Genomic DNA, 22,892 nt, shown 5'->3' with positions numbered 1-22,892 from the left:
CGAGCGGCAGATCTTGTATTTTCTGAGCATAGACCAGTAGTTCACATCTGCAATATCTTGCAATCTACGAAACCGTCATTGCTCAAAGCCCGTATTGACGCCATCCAACGCCGCGCCGAAAAAACGCATGATATAACCAAATGATGCATACGCAATAATTTCAGTAACTTATAAATAACCAATTATAAAGATTACATTTTTGCAGATTTGACTATTCTTAAATGGGTTCCCTTTTTGATGTCAGATCACCCCCACAATTACTACTCTGGAAGCCATTTTTACCTCTGATTATTCGTCCTACTCACTCAGGAAAGGTTTATGAAAGTTAAAGTCATCACCAGCGCGGTTTTGCTGGCACTTATGGTGTCTCAGCCCGCAACTGCAGTCGACGCCCCACAATCGCCGCTAATGAAACAACTCAATAATGGCAACTGGCTTCCTCAGGAAGAAGCACAGTCGCTCAGCGATGAACTTTACTATCAGGACGCGATCCAGGCCTATATTCAGACGTTGCCGCTGTTGAACACTATTGGCCTGCGCGATGGTTCAGAGGCGGCATTTGGCAAAGGCTATAATGTCCTGCCTATCTGGAAAGAGCGGATGGACAGCCGCGCCGTGGTGCCAACGCCGAACGGTGACGTTATCTATTCAATGAGCTACCTGGATCTGAAAGAAACCGGTCCGCTGGTCATCAAAGCGCCACCGAACGTGATTGGCATGTTTACCGACTTCTTCCAGAAAACCATTACCGATGTGGGCGCTATTGGTCCGGATCGTGCTCGTGGCGGGCTGTACCTGTTATTGCCCCCGGACTACGACGGGCCGGTGCCTCAGGGGTACTACGCGTTTAAATCCTCGACCTACAATGTGTTCCTGTTCTTCAGAACCATTATGGGCAAAGGTGACGGGAAGCCTGATCCGGTTCCGGCGGTGAAAAGCGCGGAAACAACGCGCGTCTATCCGCTGTGGGATGTTGAAAAAGAAGTCAAACCGATGCAGTTCCCGGACGCCAGCGGTAAGCGTGTCAATATGATGTACCCGACCGACGCCAGCTACTGGCAGAAACTGAAAACCTTCGTGGACTATGAGCCGTTGACGGCAATCCCAGAAGAAACACGCAGCGCGTTACTGAGCATTGGGATGGTGAAAGGCAAACCGTTCAACCCAACGGCGAAGCAGCAAGAGATGCTGAAAAAAGCCGTCGAGACCGCGCCACGCATGATCCTTGCGCGTCGCCAGGTGGGCCGGGACGATCAACGCCAATTGTATTACAAGGACCGCCAGTGGGAAAACTCATGGGCGGGAGCAACAGCGGAGTGGATGCAGTACGGCACGCTTGATGCCAATCAGCGCGCAGCATTTTTCCAGATTGCCTATTCCAGCGCCGCGGCAATGGTGATGCACACCACGGGGGCGGGGTCTAAGTATCCATATGCGGTCAAGGATAATACCGGCAAATTCCTAGATGGTGGCAATACCTACAAACTCCATCTGCCGCCAAACCCGCCAGCGGCGCTGTTCTGGGCGGTCACCGCTTATAACATTACCGACGGTACCATGCCGGAAACTGACCAGTTACTGCCGTCGACCAATGGCTATTACAACATACCCAAGAACAAAGATGGTTCTATCGACCTCTGGTTTGGGCCGAATAAACCAGAAGGCGTCGCCGACAGCGCGTTTATTAAAACCGTTTCTGGCCGTAATTTCCTCGTGGCATTACGACTTTATGGTACCGAAGACGGTTTCTATGACCAGACCTGGGTGCCGGACGATCTGGTTCAGACCAATAAATAACAGTGAGACATAAGATGAAAATGAAACACCTGGCGATGTTGACTGCTCTGACGCTCAGCGCCGGAGCCTTTGCCCAGAGCGCGCCACTGACGATCCCGCATCCGACCAAGTTTGATGAGCTGAAGCAACCGTCACCGGACGTCACGATGCCGGAGAGCTATGTGAAGGCCATTGCACAGCAGGCCTACCTCTGGGGCTGGCCGATGGTGAACCAGTTCAACCGCCGTGAAACCATCACCAAAGCGCCATACCCGGCGCTTAACGGTGGGATGGTTCCGGTTGCGCCGATGGGTCAACTCAGCATGCTCACCGACTACATCAAACCGGAAGAGACCTTCGTTACCTGCCCGAACCAGGACGTAGCCTACGGACTTGGCTTCTTTGAGCTGGATAAAGAGCCTGTCGTTATCCAGGTGCCGGATTTTGGCGACCGATTCTGGGTTTATGCCATCTATGATGCCCGTACCGATCAGATTGGTAATGTGGGTAAACCCTATGGAACGAAGCCAGGTTTCTATTTGCTCGTGGGTCCCAACTGGAAAGGTGAAACGCCAAAAGGCTTTAACGGCGTAATTCAGTCTTCGACAGAAATGGCGAACGTCATTCCCCGTATTCAGATGGATGATACGCCGGAAGATCGCAGGGCGATTCAAGCGCCCATCAAAGAAGTGATGACTTATCCGTTGAGTCAATTTGATGGCAAGATGAAATCCTATGAGTACTCCAAAATCCCGGCGATCGGTGATAAACCGGATGCCAGCGCCGGAGAAACGCCTTGGGTCGTTCCGGAAAAATTCTTTGACCAGTTCGCTAACGTGCTGGAAAAAGTACCGCCACTTCCGGGTGAAGAGGCCCTGTATGCGCAGTTCCGCCATCTGGTAGACGCTGGCAAGAAAAACCCGGAAATCCGTAAATGGATGGATGCCGCCGCTGTCGAGACGGACAAAACCGTCATCGCGGATTTCTTTAAATGGAAGAACAACGGTGTGCCTGCAGGCAACGGCTGGAACCGTTCAAAAAATAACGCCGAGTTTGGTGTGGATTACTACAACCGTACCGGTACGTCCAAATCCAATATGTTCGACAACAAGCCGGACGAAACGCAGTATTTCTACACCGACAATGATGCCACAGGTAAGCAGCTTTCAGGTGAGCATGACTACACGGTAACCTTCCCGAAAGGCGGGCTTCCGCCGGTGAAGGGCTTCTGGTCACTTACGCTCTACAACAGCAAGCATCTGTTCAGCCCAAATGAACTGAACCGTTATTCGCTGGGGACGAAAAATAAAAACCTGAAGTATAACGAAGACGGTTCACTGACCCTCTACGTGAGCAAAAAGCGCCCTTCTGAGGATAAAGTGAATAACTGGCTGCCGGCACCTGACGGCAACCTGTCACTCTATATCCGAGCATATTGGGGGGAGCAACCAATTCTGGATGGTACCTGGCAGCCGCCAAAAATTGAAACGGTTAAATAAGCCGCCTGTAGCCCTCTGTTTATGACTGGGGGCTTTTTTCCTCCTTCCGTTTAGCGCACATAAGGAACAACCATACTTAAATCTCCCACATTGCAGGAGAGTTGAGTATGAACACGTCACCGTGGAACAAAGACCGTATCATCGGCCAAAAAAGGTCACTTCAGATATCTCATATCTGGGGGATCCGAATCCGGCTTGAACAGGAAGGTAAAACGCGTGATTTAGCTCTGTTCAATATGGCCCTGGACAGTAAACTACCAGGCTGTGATCTGGTCAAACTCAAAGTATCTGATGTTGCATATGGTGGCTCTGTTTCAAAAACCGGTAGCCCTGTGCAATTTGAAATAACCAAAGGGACAAGAGAAGCTGTTGCTGCTTTGATAGATGCCTGGCAATTTTCATAGCAAAGACTTCTTGTTTCGGTCTCGAGTCGGAACTAATCAGCACATATCAACCCGGCAATACAACCGAATTTTTCATGGATGGGTAGAAAAGCCTGGTCTCGAAGCTTCGCTTTACGGCACACATTCCATGAGAAGAACAAAACCTCACCTGATCTACGAGAAAACCAAGAGTCTCTGGGTGATCCAACTACTGTGGGCCATAAGAAACGGGAAAGCGCTGTCCGATATTTGGGCATTGAAGCCGATGATGCGTTCGAAATCCCTGAATCAATTGAAGTATAGGGTCGTCAGGGCTGCAACAGCAGCTCTGTGCAGAAGCCGACCTTTCTAAAGCAATTATGTGTCAACAAAGTGGTTGAAGATCAGCGAATTAGTTCATCACAGGGATATTATGATAGATTGTTTGTCAGTTAGAAAGCAGCCTAACCAAACAACCAGGGAAAGGAGAGTAATCGGTATGACGATTTTAGTGACGGTGCAGGCTCAGCTCATTACTGGAGAAGCGCAGATAATAAAAAGCCAGGCTCCTGAGGGGATGCTGGCCGCCGTATTTGAAGATGACGGCCAGACCGGGTATTTCTACGCGCTCGATGAATCCGTTGAAGGAAACCCGATTCAGGATGCAGTGCATATCTACAATGTCGAGGATATTTCAGACGGTCACATTCCTTCTGACGTTAAAATCGGCTGGTCAGAAGACAGTCAGAAGTGCGTGCTCCTTATCAACGGATATCCGCATGGAGCATTCGATTTCGTGGGGAAAAATGGGTACTGCAGAAGCGGATTTCCTCCTCCAATAAACAAGGTATGGTCTGTGTCCGGCCATGAGTGGAGCGATTCGGTAGATGACTTTTTCCGGTGAGTTATGGTGGGCTTAACGCCTGCCGTTATTTTCTACCCATATTGATAATGTCACTCTGAAAGGAGCGGACAGTTTCATGGGCTCTCAGGAGGTAAACTATGTACTCCGAATGACTATATTTCGCTCGAAGCCGACTGTCAGATTTGATTGTGTGCTGCCAGTGAAACCCGCTATTGTGTCGATGTAGTGCTTTACCGTCAGGAGCTGTGCGCTACACAGAAAACTCATCTATGCACATAAATAAAAACCCTCTGCAAAAACAGAGGGTTAAATTTTCTTTTACCTGTTCATGAAAACACAGGAAGGGTTATCGGCTTATTCCCACTCAATGGTAGCCGGTGGTTTACCGCTAATGTCATACACCACACGGGAAATCCCGTTGACTTCATTGATAATGCGGTTGGAAACACGACCCAGGAAGTCATACGGCAGATGTGCCCAGTGCGCGGTCATAAAGTCGATGGTTTCGACGGCACGCAGAGAGACCACCCAATCGTACTTACGACCATCGCCCATGACGCCTACGGAACGGACCGGCAGGAAGACGGTGAACGCCTGACTAACTTTGTCGTACAGATCCGCCTTACGCAGTTCTTCAATGAAGATGGCGTCAGCACGGCGCAGCAGGTCGCAGTACTCTTTCTTCACTTCGCCCAGTACGCGTACGCCGAGGCCCGGCCCCGGGAACGGATGGCGATACAGCATGTCATACGGCAGGCCCAGCTCCAGACCAATCTTACGCACTTCGTCTTTGAACAGCTCTTTCAGCGGTTCAACCAGCCCCATCTTCATCTCTTTCGGCAGGCCGCCGACATTGTGGTGAGATTTGATGACGTGCGCTTTACCGGTTGCAGACGCCGCAGATTCGATAACGTCAGGGTAGATGGTGCCCTGCGCCAGCCATTTCACGTCTTCCAGTTTCAGCGCTTCTTCATCGAACACTTCCACAAAAACGCGACCGATGATCTTACGCTTGGCTTCCGGATCGTTCTCACCAGCCAACGCGGACAGGAAACGCTCTTCTGCCGGTACGTGAACGATATTCAGGCCAAAATGGTCGCCAAACATGTCCATCACCTGCTCGGCTTCGTTGAGGCGCAGCAGGCCGTTATCGACGAATACACAGGTCAGATTTTTACCGATCGCGCGGTGCAGCAGCATTGCGGTGACGGAGGAATCCACGCCGCCGGAGAGACCGAGGATTACTTTGTCGTCGCCCACCTGCTCGCGGATGCGGGCTACAGCGTCGTCGATGATCTTCGCCGGCGTCCACAGGGCTTCACACTGGCAGATATCGCGTACAAAACGCTCCAGCATACGCATACCCTGGCGGGTATGGGTCACTTCCGGGTGGAACTGTACGCCGTAGAAGCGTTTTTCTTCGTTGGCCATAATGGCGAACGGGCAGCTTTCGGTGCTGGCGACGGTCACGAAGTCGGACGGAATCGCCGTCACTTTATCGCCGTGGCTCATCCACACGTCCAGCAGCGGTTTGCCGTCGGCGGTCAGGGAATCTTCAATACCGCGAACCAGCGCGCTGTCGGTCAATACTTCGACCTGCGCGTAACCAAATTCACGCTCATTAGAACCTTCTACATGACCACCAAGCTGCATCGCCATAGTCTGCATCCCGTAGCAGACGCCAAATACCGGCACACCTGCTTCAAAGACATACTGCGGCGCGCGCGGGCTGTTTTCTTCGGTGGTGCTTTCCGGGCCGCCGGAAAGAATAATGCCGCTTGGGTTGAAGTCACGAATTTGCGCTTCTGTCACATCCCACGCCCACAGTTCGCAGTAAACACCCAGCTCACGCACGCGGCGTGCAACCAGTTGAGTGTACTGAGAACCGAAGTCCAGAATGAGGATGCGATGCTTATGAATGTTTTCCGTCATTGACGCTTATTCCGAGGCAAGTGAAACAGATTAAATAAATCGCCCGACGCGAAGGTCGGGCGAAGAAAATCAGGAGCCCAGACGGTAGTTCGGGGACTCTTTGGTGATGGTCACGTCGTGAACGTGGCTTTCCTGGATACCCGCACCGCTGATACGCACAAACTCCGCTTTAGTACGCAGTTCGTCGATGGTAGCACAACCGGTCAGCCCCATACAGGAGCGCAGGCCGCCCATCTGCTGGTGAATGATCTCTTTCAGGCGACCTTTATAGGCTACGCGGCCTTCGATACCTTCCGGCACCAGTTTGTCGGCGGCGTTGTCGCTCTGGAAGTAACGGTCGGAGGAACCTTTGGACATCGCGCCCAGCGAGCCCATGCCGCGGTAAGATTTGTACGAACGGCCCTGGTAGAGTTCGATTTCGCCCGGGGATTCTTCGGTACCGGCCAGCATAGAACCCACCATCACCGCGCTCGCGCCTGCGGCGATGGCTTTGGCGATGTCGCCGGAGAAACGGATACCGCCGTCAGCGATAACCGGAATTCCGGTGCCTTCCAGCGCTTCTACCGCGTCGGAAACAGCGGTGATCTGCGGAACGCCCACGCCAGTCACGATACGAGTCGTACAGATAGAGCCAGGGCCGATACCCACTTTCACCGCGCTGCAACCGGCTTCCGCCAGTGCGCGAGCGCCTGCGCCAGTGGCGACGTTGCCGCCGATGATTTGCAGGTCAGGATATTTAGCACGAGTTTCACGGATACGTTGCAACACGCCTTCAGAGTGACCGTGAGAGGAGTCGATCAGCAGTACGTCAACGCCTGCCGCCACCAGCGCGTCAACGCGCTCTTCGTTGCCCGCGCCTGCGCCGACCGCCGCGCCGACACGTAAACGGCCCTGCTCATCTTTACAGGAGTTTGGTTTACGTTCCGCTTTCTGGAAATCTTTTACGGTAATCATGCCAAGCAGATGGAAGTTATCATCAACGACCAGCGCTTTTTCTACGCGTTTTTCGTGCATTTTTGCCAGCACGACTTCACGGGCTTCGCCTTCACGAACGGTCACCAGACGCTCTTTCGGTGTCATGTAGACACTCACCGGCTGGTTCAGGTCAGTCACAAAACGCACGTCACGACCGGTGATGATACCCACCAGCTCGTTATCTTCAGTCACCACCGGATAGCCCGCGAAGCCATTACGCTCGGTCAGAGCTTTCACTTCATGCAACGTGGTGGTTGGCAGGACGGTCTGCGGGTCGGTCACTACGCCGGACTCGTGTTTCTTCACGCGGCGAACTTCTTCCGCCTGGCGCTCGATGGACATGTTTTTGTGGATAAAACCAATGCCGCCTTCCTGAGCCAGGGCAATTGCCAGGCGCGCTTCCGTCACGGTGTCCATCGCCGCAGAAAGCATAGGAATATTCAGACGAATAGTTTTCGTCAACTGCGTGCTGAGATCGGCAGTATTCGGCAAAACGGTGGAGTGAGCGGGAACAAGGAGGACGTCGTCAAACGTCAGGGCTTCTTTAGCGATACGTAGCATGGGCAATATCTCACCTGGGAGGTTAATAAATATTGCCGCGGCATTATACAGAACGTAATCGGTTGCATCTACATTTTTTTGCAAATAGTGCTTGCGATCCCCCGTGAGCAGGTTACTATCGATTGAATAACCTGCTGATTTAGAATTTGATCCCGCTCACATGTTATCCTCTCAAACTTCCTCAATTTTTACCGTAAGCCGCCTTAACCAGACGGTTCGTCTGCTGTTAGAACAGGAGATGGGACAGGTATGGATCAGCGGCGAGATTTCTAATTTCACACAGCCTGCGTCGGGCCACTGGTACTTTACGCTCAAAGACGATACCGCTCAAGTGCGCTGTGCGATGTTCCGTAACAGCAACCGCCGGGTGACGTTCCGCCCGCAGCACGGGCAGCAGGTGCTGGTACGCGCCAATATTACGCTGTACGAGCCGCGCGGCGATTATCAAATCATCGCCGAAAGTATGCAGCCCGCGGGCGAAGGCTTGTTGCAGCAGAAATATGAGCAGCTAAAAGCCAAACTGCAGGCCGAAGGGTTGTTCGATCAGCAGCATAAACAACCGTTGCCCTCCCCGGCCCACTGCGTGGGGGTGATCACCTCGAAAACCGGCGCGGCACTGCACGATATTCTCCACGTGCTAAAGCGTCGTGACCCATCCCTGCCCGTTATTATCTACCCGACTGCGGTCCAGGGCGACGACGCGCCGGGGCAGATTGTTCGTGCTATCGAACTGGCGAACGCGCGGGGCGAGTGTGATGTACTGATCGTCGGACGCGGCGGCGGTTCGCTGGAAGATTTGTGGAGTTTTAACGACGAACGCGTGGCGCGGGCGATTTTTGCCAGCCGCATTCCGGTAGTCAGCGCCGTCGGTCACGAAACGGACGTCACGATAGCTGATTTTGTCGCCGACCTGCGTGCGCCGACGCCATCAGCAGCGGCAGAAATTGTCAGCCGTAACCAGCAGGAGTTGTTGCGTCAGATCCAGTCCGCCCAGCAGCGTCTGGGCATGGCGATGGACTACTACCTCGCCAACCGCAGCCGTCGTTTCACGCAGATTTTTCACCGTCTGCAACAGCAACATCCGCAACTGCGTCTGGCCCGTCAGCAAACCGCCCTGGAACGTCTACGCCAACGGATGGGATTTGCGCTTGAGGCCAGGATTAAGCAGGCCACTCAGCGCCAACAGCGCGTAAGTCAACGCCTGAGCCAGCAAAATCCGCAGCCGCGAATTCACCGCGCGCAGTCGCGCATCCAACAGCTGGAATATCGTCTGACGGAGAATATCCGCTCACGGTTAAGCGAACAGCGCGAACGCTTTGGCAACGCGGTCACGCATCTGGAGGCGGTCAGCCCGTTAGCCACGCTGGCGCGCGGCTATACGGTTTCGACGACAACGGACGGCAAAGTGCTGAAAAAGATCAAACAGGTTAAAGCAGGCGATATTATGACCACGAGACTGGAGGACGGCTGGCTTGAAAGTGAAGTCAAATCCGTCACGCCGGGCACGTAATCCAACATTCCCCCACCCTTTGCAGCGCGATGTTGGGGTTCGACTTCGCCTCAGCCAACCTACGCGCCACATCGGATAAGGTGTAGCCATAATCTGACGATCAACCGGTTTGTCACTCGCCTCAAAACCGGGCAGAGAATACCTGCCCGGTTTTGTCACTAACTTACCAGTTATAGCGCAGATTGAGGCTACCGTTCAGATCGCCAAAATCATTGCTGCCAGTCTGCCCGGCAACCTGAGCGCGAACGCTCCACTGCTTATCGATATCTGCCTGCAGACCTACTTTCAGCTCCGCACGGTTAGCCGGAAGATCCTGTTTCACCGTAGCATCATCAAACGATACCGACACATCATCGCTGGTGTGCAGCCAGTTAGCTTCAGCAAACGGCTGGATAACCGTACGACTGCCCTTGTACAGCTTGCCGTCAACTCGCAGACCCAGGCGCGTTGTCCAACTGTCACTATCCTGACCGTCGATCCGGGTGCCGTAGTTATCCTTCACGCTATCCGCTGAGTAATTCTGCCAGACAACCTGCGCCTGCGGCGTCAGACTGACAGTATTGCCGTTACTCAGCGCAATATCGTAGCGATAACCGGTTTCCAGCGAGACAGCGTTAGCGGTTGAATCGTAAGATTCAGAACCCGCATCACCGCTCTCTACGCTGTTGTTGTAGAAACCATATTGGTACCAGCTGTCGACATACGCGCCGCTATGCGTTTGGGCATCGGCAAACCAGGTGGCATAGACGCCAAGGTTGTAGCCGTCTACGTTGCTGCTGCTGGTGAACTGGCTACCGTCCGCGCCACGGTTACCGGTGCTGTCGGTATCGGCGTTGATGTAGCTCGCCATGACGCCAACGGTAACGCTCTGCTGGCCGTTGCCCCAGGCCAGAATGTCGCCGCCTAACTGGAACTGGGAGTAGTTGCTGTCCATATCGATATTGCCGCTGACAGCCTCGGATTCCGCTTTACCCGCTTTGAAGCGCGCCCATACGCTACCATCGGCGTTACGATACTGGCTACCCTCGCGGTCATAGAGGGTCTGCATTTGCAGGTTGCGCGCCATCCACTGGTTGCCCATGTACGCGCCGATATCCGCACGGTACTGCGGTGCGACATCGCCGCCATCGTCCGGAGGCGTGACATCACTGCCGCTGTCGTCATCATCAGACTGTGCTTTTGACGCCAGATACCAGTCGTTGTCACTTTCATTCCAGTACAGACGGTAGGTATACAGACTGGCGTTAACTTCATTTTTTAACACAAACGCATCGCTTGTCGATGTGCCGCCAACATCCACCACTTCGATACCGTTAGTGGTCTGCGCCCCATTGCCGATGCCGTTGATGTACAGATCGGTGGTGCCGGAGGCATCGCCGGTAATGACTAACTTATCGGTCGCCGAATCATCGTCGCCCAGGACGGTATTCAGGTAAAGCGAGCCGCCGTTGCCGGTGTAATCGCCATCGACATAAAGCGTATTGCCAGGCGTGCTGGAGGAGCTGCCGCTGGCGAGCGTCCCCATGTTGATCAGATCGCCATTGAGGGTGAGGATGGCGCCAGTTTCCTCGCTGTCGCCGAAGACCAGCGTCCCTTCGTTGGTCACCTTACCGTTAACGGTCGTACCGTTGCTGCCGCCGAAGGTCGCCCCGGAGGCGACGTTCACCGCCTGCTGGCTGCCCATTTCGCCAATCGTACCGTCCCCGGACAGCCACAGTGTGCCTTCCTGTACGTTGGTATCGCCGCTATAGGTATTCGCGCCGCTCAGCGTCAGTTTACCCGCGCCCAGTTTGGTCAGCGATTTACCGTCCCAGTCGCCGTTGCCGGTTTTATCGCCCAGTACGCTGGTGACTTCAAAACTGTCGCCTGCGCCCAGGGTAAACGTGCCGTGTGCTGGCGTCGCTGACGTGGCGGTCGCATTCCAGCTCAGCCCTTCGGTAAGCAGATATTCTGACGCATCTTCAGGATTGATTGCCCCGATTACGGTCAGATAGTCCGGCTTGTCAGTAAGGTTCATCGTCAGGCTGGTAAAGTCGCCGCTGATATCGCTGTCCATATCCATCAGTTTAAAGGACTGGAACTCCGCGTCGGAGGCGCGCGCTTGCAGGCTGGCGTCGCTGACGACCAGATCGCCGCCAAGCGTGGCGCTGCCGCCGGTAATCAGCGGTTGCACTGAGTCACTATTCAGCTCAACGTTCAGCGTACTGCCATCTTGCTGAATTAACGCGCTGTCGCCGAGATCCAACGAGGTGCCGAGCGCCAGTTGGGTCGTCGCGCCGCTATGAGTGGTGATGCCGCCCACCGCGCTGACTTCACCATCTGCGTCCAGCACCAGCGTGGCGTTATTGTCGACCAGGCCGGTGCCCAGCGCCGTCGTACTGGCGGCGACCAACGTACCTTCATTGATGGTGGTGCCGCCGCTGTAGTCGTTGTCGCCGGAGAGGATCAGCGTGCCTGCGTCTTCTTTGGTCAGCGATTTACCGTCCCATGTGCTATTCGGATCAAGCGTGTCGTCAACGTCTGTCAGATTAGCCGCAACGTTAAAGCTGCCGTCAGGGTCGCTAAGGGTAAAGGTACCGTGAGCATCGGTAGAAGCGTTGTCTCTGTCCGCATACCAGGAGAGGGAGGCCGTCAGATCATAGTGGGTGTTGTCTGCTTCGTCGACTTTTCCGTCGATAGTCAGGAAGTCAACATCTTCTCTATTCATTCCCGCGACGGTCAGATTGTCGAAATCGCTGGTAATGGCGCTGTCGCTGTCAATCAGCGTGTAGGTGTATGCCTCAGGCGTCCAGCTGTCTGTAACGCTGCCGATGCCGGTGACGTTCAGCGTGCCGCCCAGCGTGACGCTGTCGGCGGTAATGGCGCTTTCACCGTTGGCCTTACTGAGGTCAATATTCAGCGTACTATCGGCTTGCTGAGTCAGCGAGTCGACGTTGAGCGTCGTACCTTTGGCCAGCTCAGTCGTTGCTCCAGACTGGGTTGTGACATTCGCAAGGTTGAATTCGCCCTCCGCGTCCAGCTTCAGCGTACCCGCGTTATCGACATCACCGCCGCCCAGCGCGTTAACGTTGGCGGCAATCAGCACACCGTCGTCAATAGTGGTGCCGCCGGAGTAAGTGTTATCGCCGCTTAACGTCAGCTCGCCCGTACCGGTTTTCACCAGCGAGCCGCTGCCGGAAAGCGTATTTTCCAGCTCGCCTTCGCCGACCTGAAGCACGCCGCTGTTGGCAATAACGCCAGTGCCCAGTGAATCCGCATGGTCAGCCGTCAGCGTACCGCCGGTAATAGTGGTGTCGCCGGAGTAAGTGTTATCGCCGGTCACGATCAGCTCATCGTTACCGGTTTTGACAATTTGGCCCCCGCCGGTCACGTTGTTATCCAGCGTGCCCTGGCTCAGCGCAAGCGTTGCGCTTTCTGTAATCGTCACATCGCCAGTACCGAGCGAGGCGGCGTCTTTGGCGGCCAGAATGCCGCCGTCAATTTCAGTGTCGCCGTAGTCGTTGCCAGTGTTGCTGAGGATCAGCGTGCCGTCGCCCTGTTTGGTTAGCTTGCTGCCATCCCAGTTGGGGGTCGCCGTGGTTTCATCCAGTTCGCTGGTGACGGTAAAGGTACTGCATGCATCAACGGTAAAAGTGCCATGCGCAGCGCGCGTAGAATTTGCGCCCGCGTACCAACTCAAGCCCGTAGACAACTCGTAGTTGGTATTATCATTCGCATCAACGCCCGCGTTGATCGTAAGGTAATCCGGCATAGCAGAGATATCGGCATCCAGCGTTACGCTGTCAAAATCGGTAGTGATCGCAGTTTGCGAATCAATCAGCGTGAACGCTCCTAAGTGTTCGTCGGTTTCGGGCGCGACAAAGGTGGCCGTTGAGCTAAGGTTCAGCGTCCCGTCCAACGTGACGTTGGTGGCTTTGATAATTGGCGAGCTGTTGGCGGTATCCAGCGTCGCGTTTATCTGGCTGCCGTCCTGCAAGGTCAGGGTATTGTCCACCGTCAGCAGCGTACCTGTCGAACCGCTCGCGTTGCCCAGCGTAATGCCGCCGTCGTTGGTCAGGTTGCCGACGGTTGACGGGTCGGTCATGTTCCACTGGCTGGTTTCGTCAAGCGTCAATGAACTGTTCAGGCCGTTGACGCTCCCTTGCAGTGAGGATTTTTCGGCCAGCGACAAGGACGATACTGTGCTCCCCGCGTCAATGTTGCCATTCAGCGTTGTGTTGTTGGCCTCTACGGTTGCCGCATTATCCAGTTTAATAGCCGTTTGGCCAGTCAATGTGCTGTCGGTTAATGTAATGGGCTTTTCTATCACCGTGTTTTTATCAACGTGCAGCGCGGCGGCGTCGTCTGAGGTCACGTCCGCATTGTTGACCGTCAGCCCGGAGTTATTGCTGTAAAAACTGCTGCCCCCCGTGGTCATCAAAATGCCATCGCCTTTGGCGATGATGGTGGCGCCGTCAATGTTGACGGAAGATTTAGCGCTTTTAATGCCGATATCTTCGGACGTAATGACCATCGAGTTTTTATTATCGCCGGAAATGGTTACCGTTGAGGCATTACCAGCCTCAATGGCTGCGCCTTTGGCATTATCGTGCATGACGGTAGAGTTCGTAATATCAAGAACGCCCTTGTTGGACGCGATAACAGTACTGTCTGTACCCGTGGAACTCACTGTACTATCGCTCACATTCAGGAAAGCGTTGCCTGTTGTGCTGCCAACCACGCGCAGTTGTCCCCTCGTGAGCGTGATTTCACTCCCGTCCGTGATGTTCAGCGTGCTGCCTTCTTGCGAAACTACATCGCTGCCGGTTTCCGCTGTTGCTGTTACCTTGATGTCGCTCAATGTCGCTTGCGACTCGCCGCTGAGCGTCATGATGCCATAATTGCCTCCGGCCAGGAGAGTCCCTCCCGTTAGCATTATGCTGCTCTGTCCTGATAGCTCGATACCCATAGCATATTCTCCCGACGTCGTGATTACCGCGTCGGTAAGATTAAGCATCGCGCCGTTAGTAAGCTTAACCGCCGTGGCGGCTGCATGGCTGCTACCGTCCGGGAGGAGAGCGCCGCCGCCGTCCGTTTCAATCACAACGCCCGTGCCTGTGCCTGAGGTTGGCTGCCAGCCCTGGTTCTGTGTGGGCAAACCTTCGAGGTACAGTGCCGTACCCTGGCCGGTACCTGAATAAGAAATTGGCGACGTTTCTGCGTTCAGGTCGTGGTCGACTCCGTCAATGTAGGACACCGAATTATCGGCCATAGCCAGCGGACTGGCGAACCCAAGCGCGGCAACAATTGCGAAGGCCAGCGCATTGTGTTTTGCACTAATTATCCATCCTGACTCAGGCTTTTCAATAGAAAGGGCGACTTCATTAGCGTGCGCCTGTATTTTAACTTTGCTGTGGCCTCGCGCCAGTTCTGAAGCCACGACATACATATTTCGCACGGCGCTCCAGACGATACTGTAGGTCCTGTTCAATTTTTAAATTTCCTTTTAATAACGTTCACGAAGCAAACTTGATTTTGATTGGCTGTAAATAGCTTTTAAATGGTGTATATAAATGAGATAAATAATAAATAACAAAAATATAGTTCTATGAATGATTACAATCATCTGTAACAATATATTATCAAAGACAGATTATTAACTAATTTCAAGGCCTATTTCAATGCCAGGTCAACCTTTGATTAATTCATAATTGATATAAATATATCTATCCATTTTATAAATATTTATATTATGAATGATATTTAATGGTTTCATATATTGAGATAAATAGATGCGTGAGGAAAAAGGTGTGATTATCATGCGACACCTGGTGTTATTGTAAATATACTCGTCATACTTCAAGTTGCATGTGCTGCGGCTGCGTTCCTGCAACTCGAATTATTTAGAGTATATGGGTAGCGCCAGATGCCGGGTTGCAGAAGCGAGACGGCGCTTTTACACACTCGCGGCAAACGGTGGTGACTCCAATTAGCAGAACATATACTTTTCAATGAATGTGTCGATTACTTTTTCATGAAGCTCAATGGAACATGAAAAGCAGATTTTTTTCGTGCCAGACGCTTAATACGTTAATCCACGCACGTCGCATAACCTGCTGAACTTGCCGGCTTAATGGCGCAGTTTTGATTCCTGGTATTCTCATCCACGCCGCAATACATGCCGCCGCTCGAGGTTGATTTAGATAAATAGGGATAGCCCTGCGTCGGCCAGCCTAACGAGCTAATGGAATGATACAGCGTCAACAGGTCGTTATTATCTGGTGCTTTGCTAAGGCTACCGCACTGCTTGGCAATATCCCATTTAGTGTTGTCCACCGTATGCGCCATCGCCCAGTACTCGTTATTTGTATGCACTCCGTTGGTAAATACTGGCGTCACGCCTGACAGCAGCTCAGCCTGAAGCCACGGACGATGCAGCGTTTTTCCGTTAACGGATGTCGTATCCGCCATATTTCCCCAGAACAACGCTTTATCCGTATCCGGACTGGTAAGTACCATAAAAATCACATCCAGTGATGCGTGAAGAGTCGTATTGTCCGTCAGTTTCACCGTGAGTGGCGTTTTCAACCCCAGGCTTTTATCCTGATTAAGCGTAAACGTTGCCGTACCGTCGCTGCCGGTAGTGCCGGTAAAGACAATCCCGGTGGTGGTCATACTTTGGCTGGCGCTTGCGGGTGTCAGCGCTTTAAGCATGAGATCGTCTGCTCCGGCATCCGCTGCCACGTCGCCATCCGTTACCACCGTACCTGCCCGATTTTTCGAATCGCCACGCGACAACGTAAAACCGACGTTGGCGACCGGGTTACCGCTGCTATCTTTTACCGTCACCGTTAACGGCATCGCGCCTCCCTTCTCCACTACCGCCGCGTTTTTCGCGCTGTCCATCGCCGTTGAGGTCAGCGTGATACTGGCAGGAGTAGAAGTATGCGGCTCGACCAGACACACCTGAGCGCCGGTGGCAGTCGATGAACTGGCGGTGCCTTTATCGCCGCTATTCAGGTTTATAAATTGGTAATATCCGGTATTCGGCGCACGATCCGCCGCCCACCAGGATTTGTTCCCCGCCACCGGCCAGCCGTAGTTTGTACCGATTGCGCCGTCAGGATTGTCGCCATACAACGTTTGCAGATCGCCTGACAACGGCTGGTATTCGACATCACAGCCGGTTGCGCCCGCTTTTTCAGTGTTCGCTGCGGTGACTAAGGGCCATGTTTCATTGTTAACCAGGTAAGTACCGCTATTCGACGTCATCTCCGCCGCCAGTAGCGGACGCCGGAACTTCACGCCCGCGCTGTTAGTCACGGTTTCCGGCATATGTCCCCAGTATTTGGCTTTCTCGCTGTCCGGGCTGGTAATGACGGTGAAAATGACGTCCATATCGCTAACTGTCAGCGGATCGTCGACAAGCATCGCCTGCAGCGGTGTTCTCAGGCCACGGGAGTCATCCTGCGTCACTTCGAGTTGCGCTTTACCATCCTCATCCGTAATGCCATACCAATAACTTGTGCACGAAGATACCGTGCAGTTAAACGTCATTGAGCCCGTAGACGGCGCAACCGATGTGAGTACCATGCCTCCGCCGGAACTGCCATCAACGACACCCGCCCGGTCTATCGAAAGCGTTCGTCCCAAACGGATAGCGGTATTGGGCTGCGGCGTACCAGAACCATCCCTCACAGTGACGGTCAACGGCAGACTCTCGCCCTTCTTCGCCACCGGAGCGCCTTTATCCGCATCCATGGCGCTGGAGGTGAGTTCTATCGACAAGTCCCGGCGCTTTGCCAGACAAAGCTGCGCCGTGGCGGTATTGGCTTTGGTTGTCAGCGTATTATTATCGCTGAGTCTGACATACTGGAACTGACTGTCTGAGTGCGTGGCATCCGGTACTGAGTTACCCGCCCCCCAATATTTTCCTGATGCCACCGGTAGGCCAAGCGTTGTCGTGAGTGCGCCATTGGGATAATCGGTATATAGCGTCTGTAAATCATTTACCGTCGGCAACCCCAGCCGATCGCACGGGCTGGCGGTGTCCTGATACATATTCGGATAACGGCTCCAGGTATACCAGGACTCGTTATTTTCCGTATAACCCGACGTGTCCGCCGTTGAAGAAAGTTCAGCGCGCAGCAGCGGTCGCTTAAATTCAACCCCCTTACTGTTGGTAAAGGTTTCCGGCATATGGCCCCAGTATTTGGCCTTATCGCTGTCCGGGCTGGTCACTACGGTAAAGATTGCGTCTTTACTGTCCGTCAGGTTGCTGCCGTCCATCGTGGCGGCGCTGATAGTGGTCTTTAAACCTGTGGTACTGTCCTGAGCCAGGGTAAATGTCACCTGACCCAGTTCATCAGTTTCCACGTACAGATATTTCGCGGAGGTATCCAGCAGGGATGTCGCAAGGCCGGACGGCATCACATTACGTAGCGTAATATCGTCTGTGGCGCCTGAAGCCGATGCGGCGCTGTTGGCGCGATTGTACGACGTTCCCCGGCTGATTTTCACCATCACGTTTTTCATCGGCTGGCCTGCGGCGTCTTTCACCGTGACGGTGGCGGCAATCTGCTCGCCCTTCTTCGCCTTTGCGATTCCGGTGGCTTCATCCTGGCCTGCCAGCGTCAGCGTCAGGCTGGCAGCGGCGCGGCGCGCCGAGACAAGACAGGTCTGCATGTAGTAAGCCGTGGTGCTGGTCGTCGTTTTGACATCATTGCCGTCGTTAAACAGGTTGACCGCCGCGTAGAGCGACTGCGCGCCGTCTGACGATATCACGTAATCCCCCGCCCACCAGTAGCGGCTGACGTTGTTGTTGCCCGAACTGGTCATCGGCCAGCCGTTACGGCTACGCATGGCATTATCAGGCCAGGTATTGTACAGCGTCTGGAGGTTGCTGACGCTGGGCAGATAATCGCGCCCGCAGCCGCCGCTGACGCCGTTCCAGGCTTTATCGACGGTTATCATGCCCCAGGTTTCGCCCTTGTCGTAGTAGCCGTTGGCGATGGTCAGCGTTTTGCCGGGCGTAGCGCTGAACTCGCTCGCCAGCAGCGGACGTTTGTACGCCACGCCGCTGCTGTCGGTTAACGTTTCCGCCATATGGCCCCAGTAGCTGGCCTTCGGGGTGTCCGGGCTGGTAACCACGGTGAAAATAACCGGCAATGGCGCGGTCGTTGCGGCGTTGCTGTGCTCTATCGACGCCATCAGCGGCGTTTTAAAGCCAGCGCCCCCGTCCTGGCTGATATCCAGCGTCAGCGTACCGTCCGCGCCGGTAGCGGTGTAATACTCAACGCCGCTGTTGCGCGCGTCGCTGTGGTTAATCTGTATGGCTGCCGCCTGCGAACCGTTAACCTCCTGATTCGCCCGCCCAATGCTGTCGCCGCGCGTAAAGATAACCGGCGTGTCCGCCACCGGGTTGCCCTGGGCATCCAGCGTGGTGATGGTGACCGGAATCGTCTCGCCGACCTTCGCTTTAGCGAAACCATCGCTGTCGTTATACTGCGGCGAAGTCAGCGTTATCTGCGTCGCCACCGGATGGGCGTTTTGCAGGCAGACAAAATAGAGTTTTTCATCCCACAGCAGCGAACCGATGCCGCCGTCGCGCAGATTAATCGACTTAACGTAGCGGTTTTCCGATGTCCTGCTTAAATCGGCGGTGCTGTCCTGGTAGTTTTTACCGTCCAGCGGCCAGCCCTGCTGGGTATTCATGGCGCCGCCTGGCCAGGTGTCGTACAGCGACTGGAGATCGGCAAGCGAGGGAACAAATCCCGCGCCGCAGGCATCTTTCGCCACCTCAAAATTCACGCTGCCCCAGGTTTCGTTATTTTCCGTATTGCTGCCGTGGGTAATACCGCTGGCGATTTCAGCCGATAACAGCGGGCGCTTAAATACCTCGCCGTTGGCCGCCGCTACCGTTTCCGGCATATGGCCCCACATTTTAGCCTTATCGCTGTCGGGGCTGGTGACCACGGTAAAAATGGTGTCGATACTGGCCGTCGCGCTGGCGTTATCGTACAGCGCCGCCGTAATCGCGACCTTCGTACCGTGGGTATCCGGGCGGGTGACGTTGATAATTTTGCTGCCGTCCTCGCCGGTCAGTTCGCCGATTTTGGTGGCGGTATCGTTGAGCGATTCACCGTCGATGACCACCGCAGAAACGATGCCGTCGCCGCTACCGGCGATATGTTTTTCCCCCTGGCGGGTATAGCCGTCGCCGCGACTGAGCACAAACGGCGCATCCGGGACCGGATTGCCGCTGGCGTCTTTCGCCGTCACCTTGAGCTGAAGGGTGTCGCCTTTTTTCACTTTCACCGCGTGCTCGCCGCCGACGTCATACCACAGCGACGTATCTACCGGTTCGATGGTAATTGAGGCGGCCGTGGGATTGACGCCAACCAGGCAACTCACAAAATCGGAAGCGTCGCCGGAAGCGGTTTTGTCGCCGGAGGCCAGCGATACCGTCTGCCACGAACTGGCGCTGGCGAAGGTGGAAGACCAGTAGTTATACGACGTCGGCCAGCCGGATACGGTGTGAATTTTATTGCCATCGTTCGCGGTATAGAGTGCGCTAAGCTGCTGATCTTGCGGCAGATGATTAACCTCGCAGCCTCCGGCGTCGGGGTTGTTCAGCGCATCGGCATGGGTAACGCGCGCCCAGGTTTCGTTATTCTGATCTTCGGTCCTGGTCGCGGCAGTCGCTTCCGCCGCCAGTTTTGGCCGCTGGAATTCCATATTGTCCACGGTGAGCGTATCCGCCATATGTCCCCACATATGCGCTTTTGGCGTGTCGGGGCTGGTGGGTACGGTGAATTTCACGCTGCGGTTGACGGGGGCGGTGATCAGCGAGTGGAGCGGCAGTACGGTCAGCGGCGTCAGCAAGCCGACGCCCTGCGGCTGTTCAATCACCAGCGTGGCGTTCCCCTCGGCATCGGTGATGCCCTGATACGTCATCGACGCCTGGGAGGAGCCAAACGAGGTTCCCCCCATGACCAACGTTCCGTCGCTGGAGTCGGTAAAACCGGTCGTCGCGTTGTCGCGATTTTTGCCATGCGACATGGTCACGGTAAACGCGGCGTTAGGCACAGTCAGTCCGTTCAGCGCGTTGACGGAGTGCACGTTCATCGTTACCTGTTCGCCCACTTTGGCGACCGCATTGCGTAACGACTCGTTGCCATCGAAGTAAACGTTCAGGATGGTCACCAGTTCGTTGCCGGAACAGGAAAGATAGTTCGGTTCAGCGCCGCTGAACATGCTGTCCGCGCCGGTCGCCAGGTTGACGTGCGCGGTGGTAGAGCCATCGGTATCCGCCGCGATATAGCTGTGTTTCTGCGTCGGCCAGCCGTAGGTCGTTTCCATCGCGTTGCCGGAATGGGCCGCATACAGCGTATCCAGCAGCAGTTGCCCCGGCACCTGGCCCGCGCCGCACTGGTTTGTCGCCGCCGTTACCGAGTTAAACGTGGCCCAGTATTCGTTATTCTCAAATTCAGAGCCGGTGTCCTGCGCGGCTTCGTCCGCCAGCAGCGGACGTTTGTAGATATTGCCCGCCTCCACCACGCCCTGCATATGGCCCCACATGCGCGCCTGCGCCACGTCCGGGCTGGTGACTACGGTAAAAATGACGTTCTGCGTCGCTTCCGTCCCGTCGAACAGCACCACGCGCACCGGGGTTAACACGCCCGCGCCCCGATCCTGGGTCAGCGCCAGCGAGAACTGGCCGTTGGCGTCGGTGACGCCGTGATAGTGACCGTCGCTGCCTTCCAGATTGGTGATGACGACCGGTTCATCCGACCACTGATGCGCCGCGTCAATATCGGCGTTCTTTTGATTCTGGCGATTCTGTTCGTCGCCCAGATAGACATTAAAGTAGCGATAGGGCAGCGGTTTGTTGGTGGCGCTGTCGGTCACGCTGATCTTCATATTGATCTCATCGCCAACCTCGACTTTCGCGGCATTGACCGTTGAATCAAAACTGTCGGCGCTAATCACTAACTTCGGCGTAACCTCCGGCGAGGCTTTATCCACGCAGCTTACCAGCGATTGCGTGGCGTCCGGCATTTGCGTAAGGCTGCGGCTGCGCATATCAATGCTGATATGGTCGGCGGCGATCGACCCCTGGGAGGAGGACCAGTACTCTTCATCTCCGGATGTCAGCCCCACCGGCCAGCCGAGGGTGGTGGATAAATCGCCGCGCTCAATTTTTAACCCTTCCAGTTGGCGCGCATCCGGCAGAATATCGCAGTGTTTATCCGCATTAGCCCAGTTGAACTGCGCCCAGCTTTCATTGTTGATACTGACGGCACGATCTTCGCCGTCGGTTTCCGCCGCCAGTTTGGGGCGGCTAAAGGTGTAGCTTTCGCCGTCCACCGTGGCGGTGGAATTGTCCGCCATATGGCCGTACATATTGGCGCTGCCGCTGTCCGGGCTGGTGAGGGTGGTAAAAATCACGTCCACGTCGGCTTTCAGCGCAGGCGCACCTGACGGGTGCGCCACCAGTGGGGTTTTTACCCCCGGACCGTTAGCCTGGGTGACGGTCACCGTCGCCACGCCTTCCGCATTGGTGGTGCCGTGATATTCGGTGGCGGTGGTGGTCAGTTCGGTATTGCCGACGCGTACCGGCACGGTATTGTTCACCACGCCCTGGCGATTCAGCGCATCGCCGCGGGTAATCACGAACGCGATATTGCCCGCAGGCTCGCCGTTACAGCCTTTGGTATTCACCGTCAGCGTGATGCTTTCACCGGCTTTGACCTTCGCGGCGTTGAGCGACTCGTCCAGATGATCGGCGGCGAGCGTTACCGGGTCGCCCACGGCGGGGGCAATATCCACCGCAATCTTTTGATTGAGTATCTCTACCGCGCTGTCATAAGGCACGCCGGTGCGGGTAAGCAGCCACAGCGGCGGTACGGCGGTTGAGGTATCCAGTTGCGGCCAGACTACCAGGTGGCGGCCCGCCATATTTTGCTCACAGAACGTCAGGTTTGCCGATGGCTGCGGAGACAGCGGCGTATCCGGCGTGGCGGCGTCGGCCCAGACCAGCGTGACGGAAGGTATCCTGTCGCTCTGCCAGACCAGCGGCGGATTGGCGAAAATATCGCCTTCGGTATCGTGCGGATTGGTTAAGGTCAGCGCGCTGCCGGCATCGCTGGTGCTGAACTGGCTGGGTTTCGCGGAGTAATCAACAGAATTAGCCGCATCAGAGCGCAACTGAACGCTGCCCTGATAGACCGGGATCGTCACACTATCGGCCTGAGGGGGAGTACCGTTAATAGCCGCAGTTTGCTCAGTGAGTTCCTGCCATGCGCCGCTGCTTCGCACGGCCTGCGCGAAGAAAGGCGTTAAAATAAAGGCGCATAACAGCAACCAGGATAAAAAACCGACACACTTTTTCGATTTCACTGACGTACCTGAGAAAAGTCCATTTCGTTGCA

9 protein-coding genes and 1 pseudogene are annotated in these 22,892 nt (G+C 54.9%); 5 read left to right on the top strand and 5 right to left on the bottom strand.

Going from position 1 to position 22,892, the window contains the following annotated elements:
* Positions 1-318 precede the first annotated feature (318 nt).
* From LCS67_RS06295 to LCS67_RS06280, 4 genes and pseudogenes are all read left to right on the top strand, one after another.
* Positions 319-1,797 carry a DUF1254 domain-containing protein gene (locus LCS67_RS06295; protein ID WP_000865511.1) on the top strand — a complete coding sequence of 493 codons (1,479 nt, stop codon included), beginning with the start codon at positions 319-321 and terminating at the stop codon, positions 1,795-1,797.
* Positions 1,798-1,811: 14 nt separating this feature from the next.
* The gene (locus LCS67_RS06290) at positions 1,812-3,275 is read left to right on the top strand and encodes a DUF1254 domain-containing protein (RefSeq protein ID WP_000782340.1); all 1,464 of its coding nucleotides are present in this window, start codon (positions 1,812-1,814) and stop codon (positions 3,273-3,275) included.
* 107 nt (positions 3,276-3,382) lie between these two features.
* Positions 3,383-3,961: pseudogene (locus tag LCS67_RS06285) on the top strand (tyrosine-type recombinase/integrase).
* Positions 3,962-4,136: 175 nt separating this feature from the next.
* The gene (locus tag LCS67_RS06280) at positions 4,137-4,541 is read left to right on the top strand and encodes a DUF2251 domain-containing protein (RefSeq protein WP_000154266.1); all 405 of its coding nucleotides are present in this window, start codon (positions 4,137-4,139) and stop codon (positions 4,539-4,541) included.
* Positions 4,542-4,856: 315 nt separating this feature from the next.
* On the opposite strand, the gene guaA is transcribed toward LCS67_RS06280, so the two are convergent.
* Together guaA and guaB are read right to left on the bottom strand one after the other, a co-directional pair.
* Positions 4,857-6,434 carry a glutamine-hydrolyzing GMP synthase gene (gene guaA / locus LCS67_RS06275; protein ID WP_000138296.1) on the bottom strand — a complete coding sequence of 526 codons (1,578 nt, stop codon included), beginning with the start codon at positions 6,432-6,434 and terminating at the stop codon, positions 4,857-4,859.
* A gap of 69 nt (positions 6,435-6,503) precedes the next feature.
* Positions 6,504-7,970 (bottom strand): IMP dehydrogenase, encoded by a 1,467-nt coding sequence (gene guaB, locus LCS67_RS06270; RefSeq protein WP_000944174.1) that lies wholly within the window; start codon positions 7,968-7,970, stop codon positions 6,504-6,506.
* A gap of 160 nt (positions 7,971-8,130) precedes the next feature.
* Here guaB and xseA point away from each other — a divergent pair, with 160 nt between their 5' ends.
* Positions 8,131-9,480, top strand: coding sequence for an exodeoxyribonuclease VII large subunit (gene xseA, locus LCS67_RS06265; RefSeq protein WP_000953169.1), 1,350 nt, complete (start codon positions 8,131-8,133; stop codon positions 9,478-9,480).
* A 163-nt stretch (positions 9,481-9,643) separates the two neighbouring features.
* On the opposite strand, the gene LCS67_RS06260 is transcribed toward xseA, so the two are convergent.
* From LCS67_RS06260 to ratB, 3 genes are all read right to left on the bottom strand, one after another.
* The gene (locus LCS67_RS06260) at positions 9,644-14,950 is read right to left on the bottom strand and encodes a fibronectin-binding autotransporter adhesin ShdA (RefSeq protein WP_001612736.1); all 5,307 of its coding nucleotides are present in this window, start codon (positions 14,948-14,950) and stop codon (positions 9,644-9,646) included.
* 498 nt (positions 14,951-15,448) lie between these two features.
* Entirely contained in the window at positions 15,449-15,523 is a 75-nt protein-coding gene (locus tag LCS67_RS22795) for an IS1 family transposase (protein WP_076728224.1), read from the bottom strand.
* Positions 15,524-15,549: 26 nt separating this feature from the next.
* Entirely contained in the window at positions 15,550-22,860 is a 7,311-nt protein-coding gene (ratB, locus tag LCS67_RS06250) for a DUF823/DUF824 repeat adhesin RatB (RefSeq protein ID WP_100521908.1), read from the bottom strand.
* Positions 22,861-22,892 lie beyond the last annotated feature (32 nt).

Origin of the sequence: Salmonella sp. A7, assembly GCF_020181675.1 — a bacterium.
GTDB classification, from domain to species: domain Bacteria; phylum Pseudomonadota; class Gammaproteobacteria; order Enterobacterales; family Enterobacteriaceae; genus Salmonella; species Salmonella enterica.
This window is presented reverse-complemented; position numbering and strand designations above follow the sequence as displayed.

Bases quoted from the DNA above. Each gene is read 5' to 3' on its own strand.
- LCS67_RS06295 (WP_000865511.1), top strand. From the start codon at position 319: ATGAAAGTTAAAGTCATCACCAGCGCGGTTTTGCTGGCACTTATGGTG.
- LCS67_RS06290 (WP_000782340.1), top strand. From the start codon at position 1,812: ATGAAAATGAAACACCTGGCGATGTTGACTGCTCTGACGCTCAGCGCC.
- LCS67_RS06280 (WP_000154266.1), top strand. From the start codon at position 4,137: ATGACGATTTTAGTGACGGTGCAGGCTCAGCTCATTACTGGAGAAGCG.
- guaA (WP_000138296.1), bottom strand. From the start codon at position 6,434: ATGACGGAAAACATTCATAAGCATCGCATCCTCATTCTGGACTTCGGT.
- guaB (WP_000944174.1), bottom strand. From the start codon at position 7,970: ATGCTACGTATCGCTAAAGAAGCCCTGACGTTTGACGACGTCCTCCTT.
- xseA (WP_000953169.1), top strand. From the start codon at position 8,131: ATGTTATCCTCTCAAACTTCCTCAATTTTTACCGTAAGCCGCCTTAAC.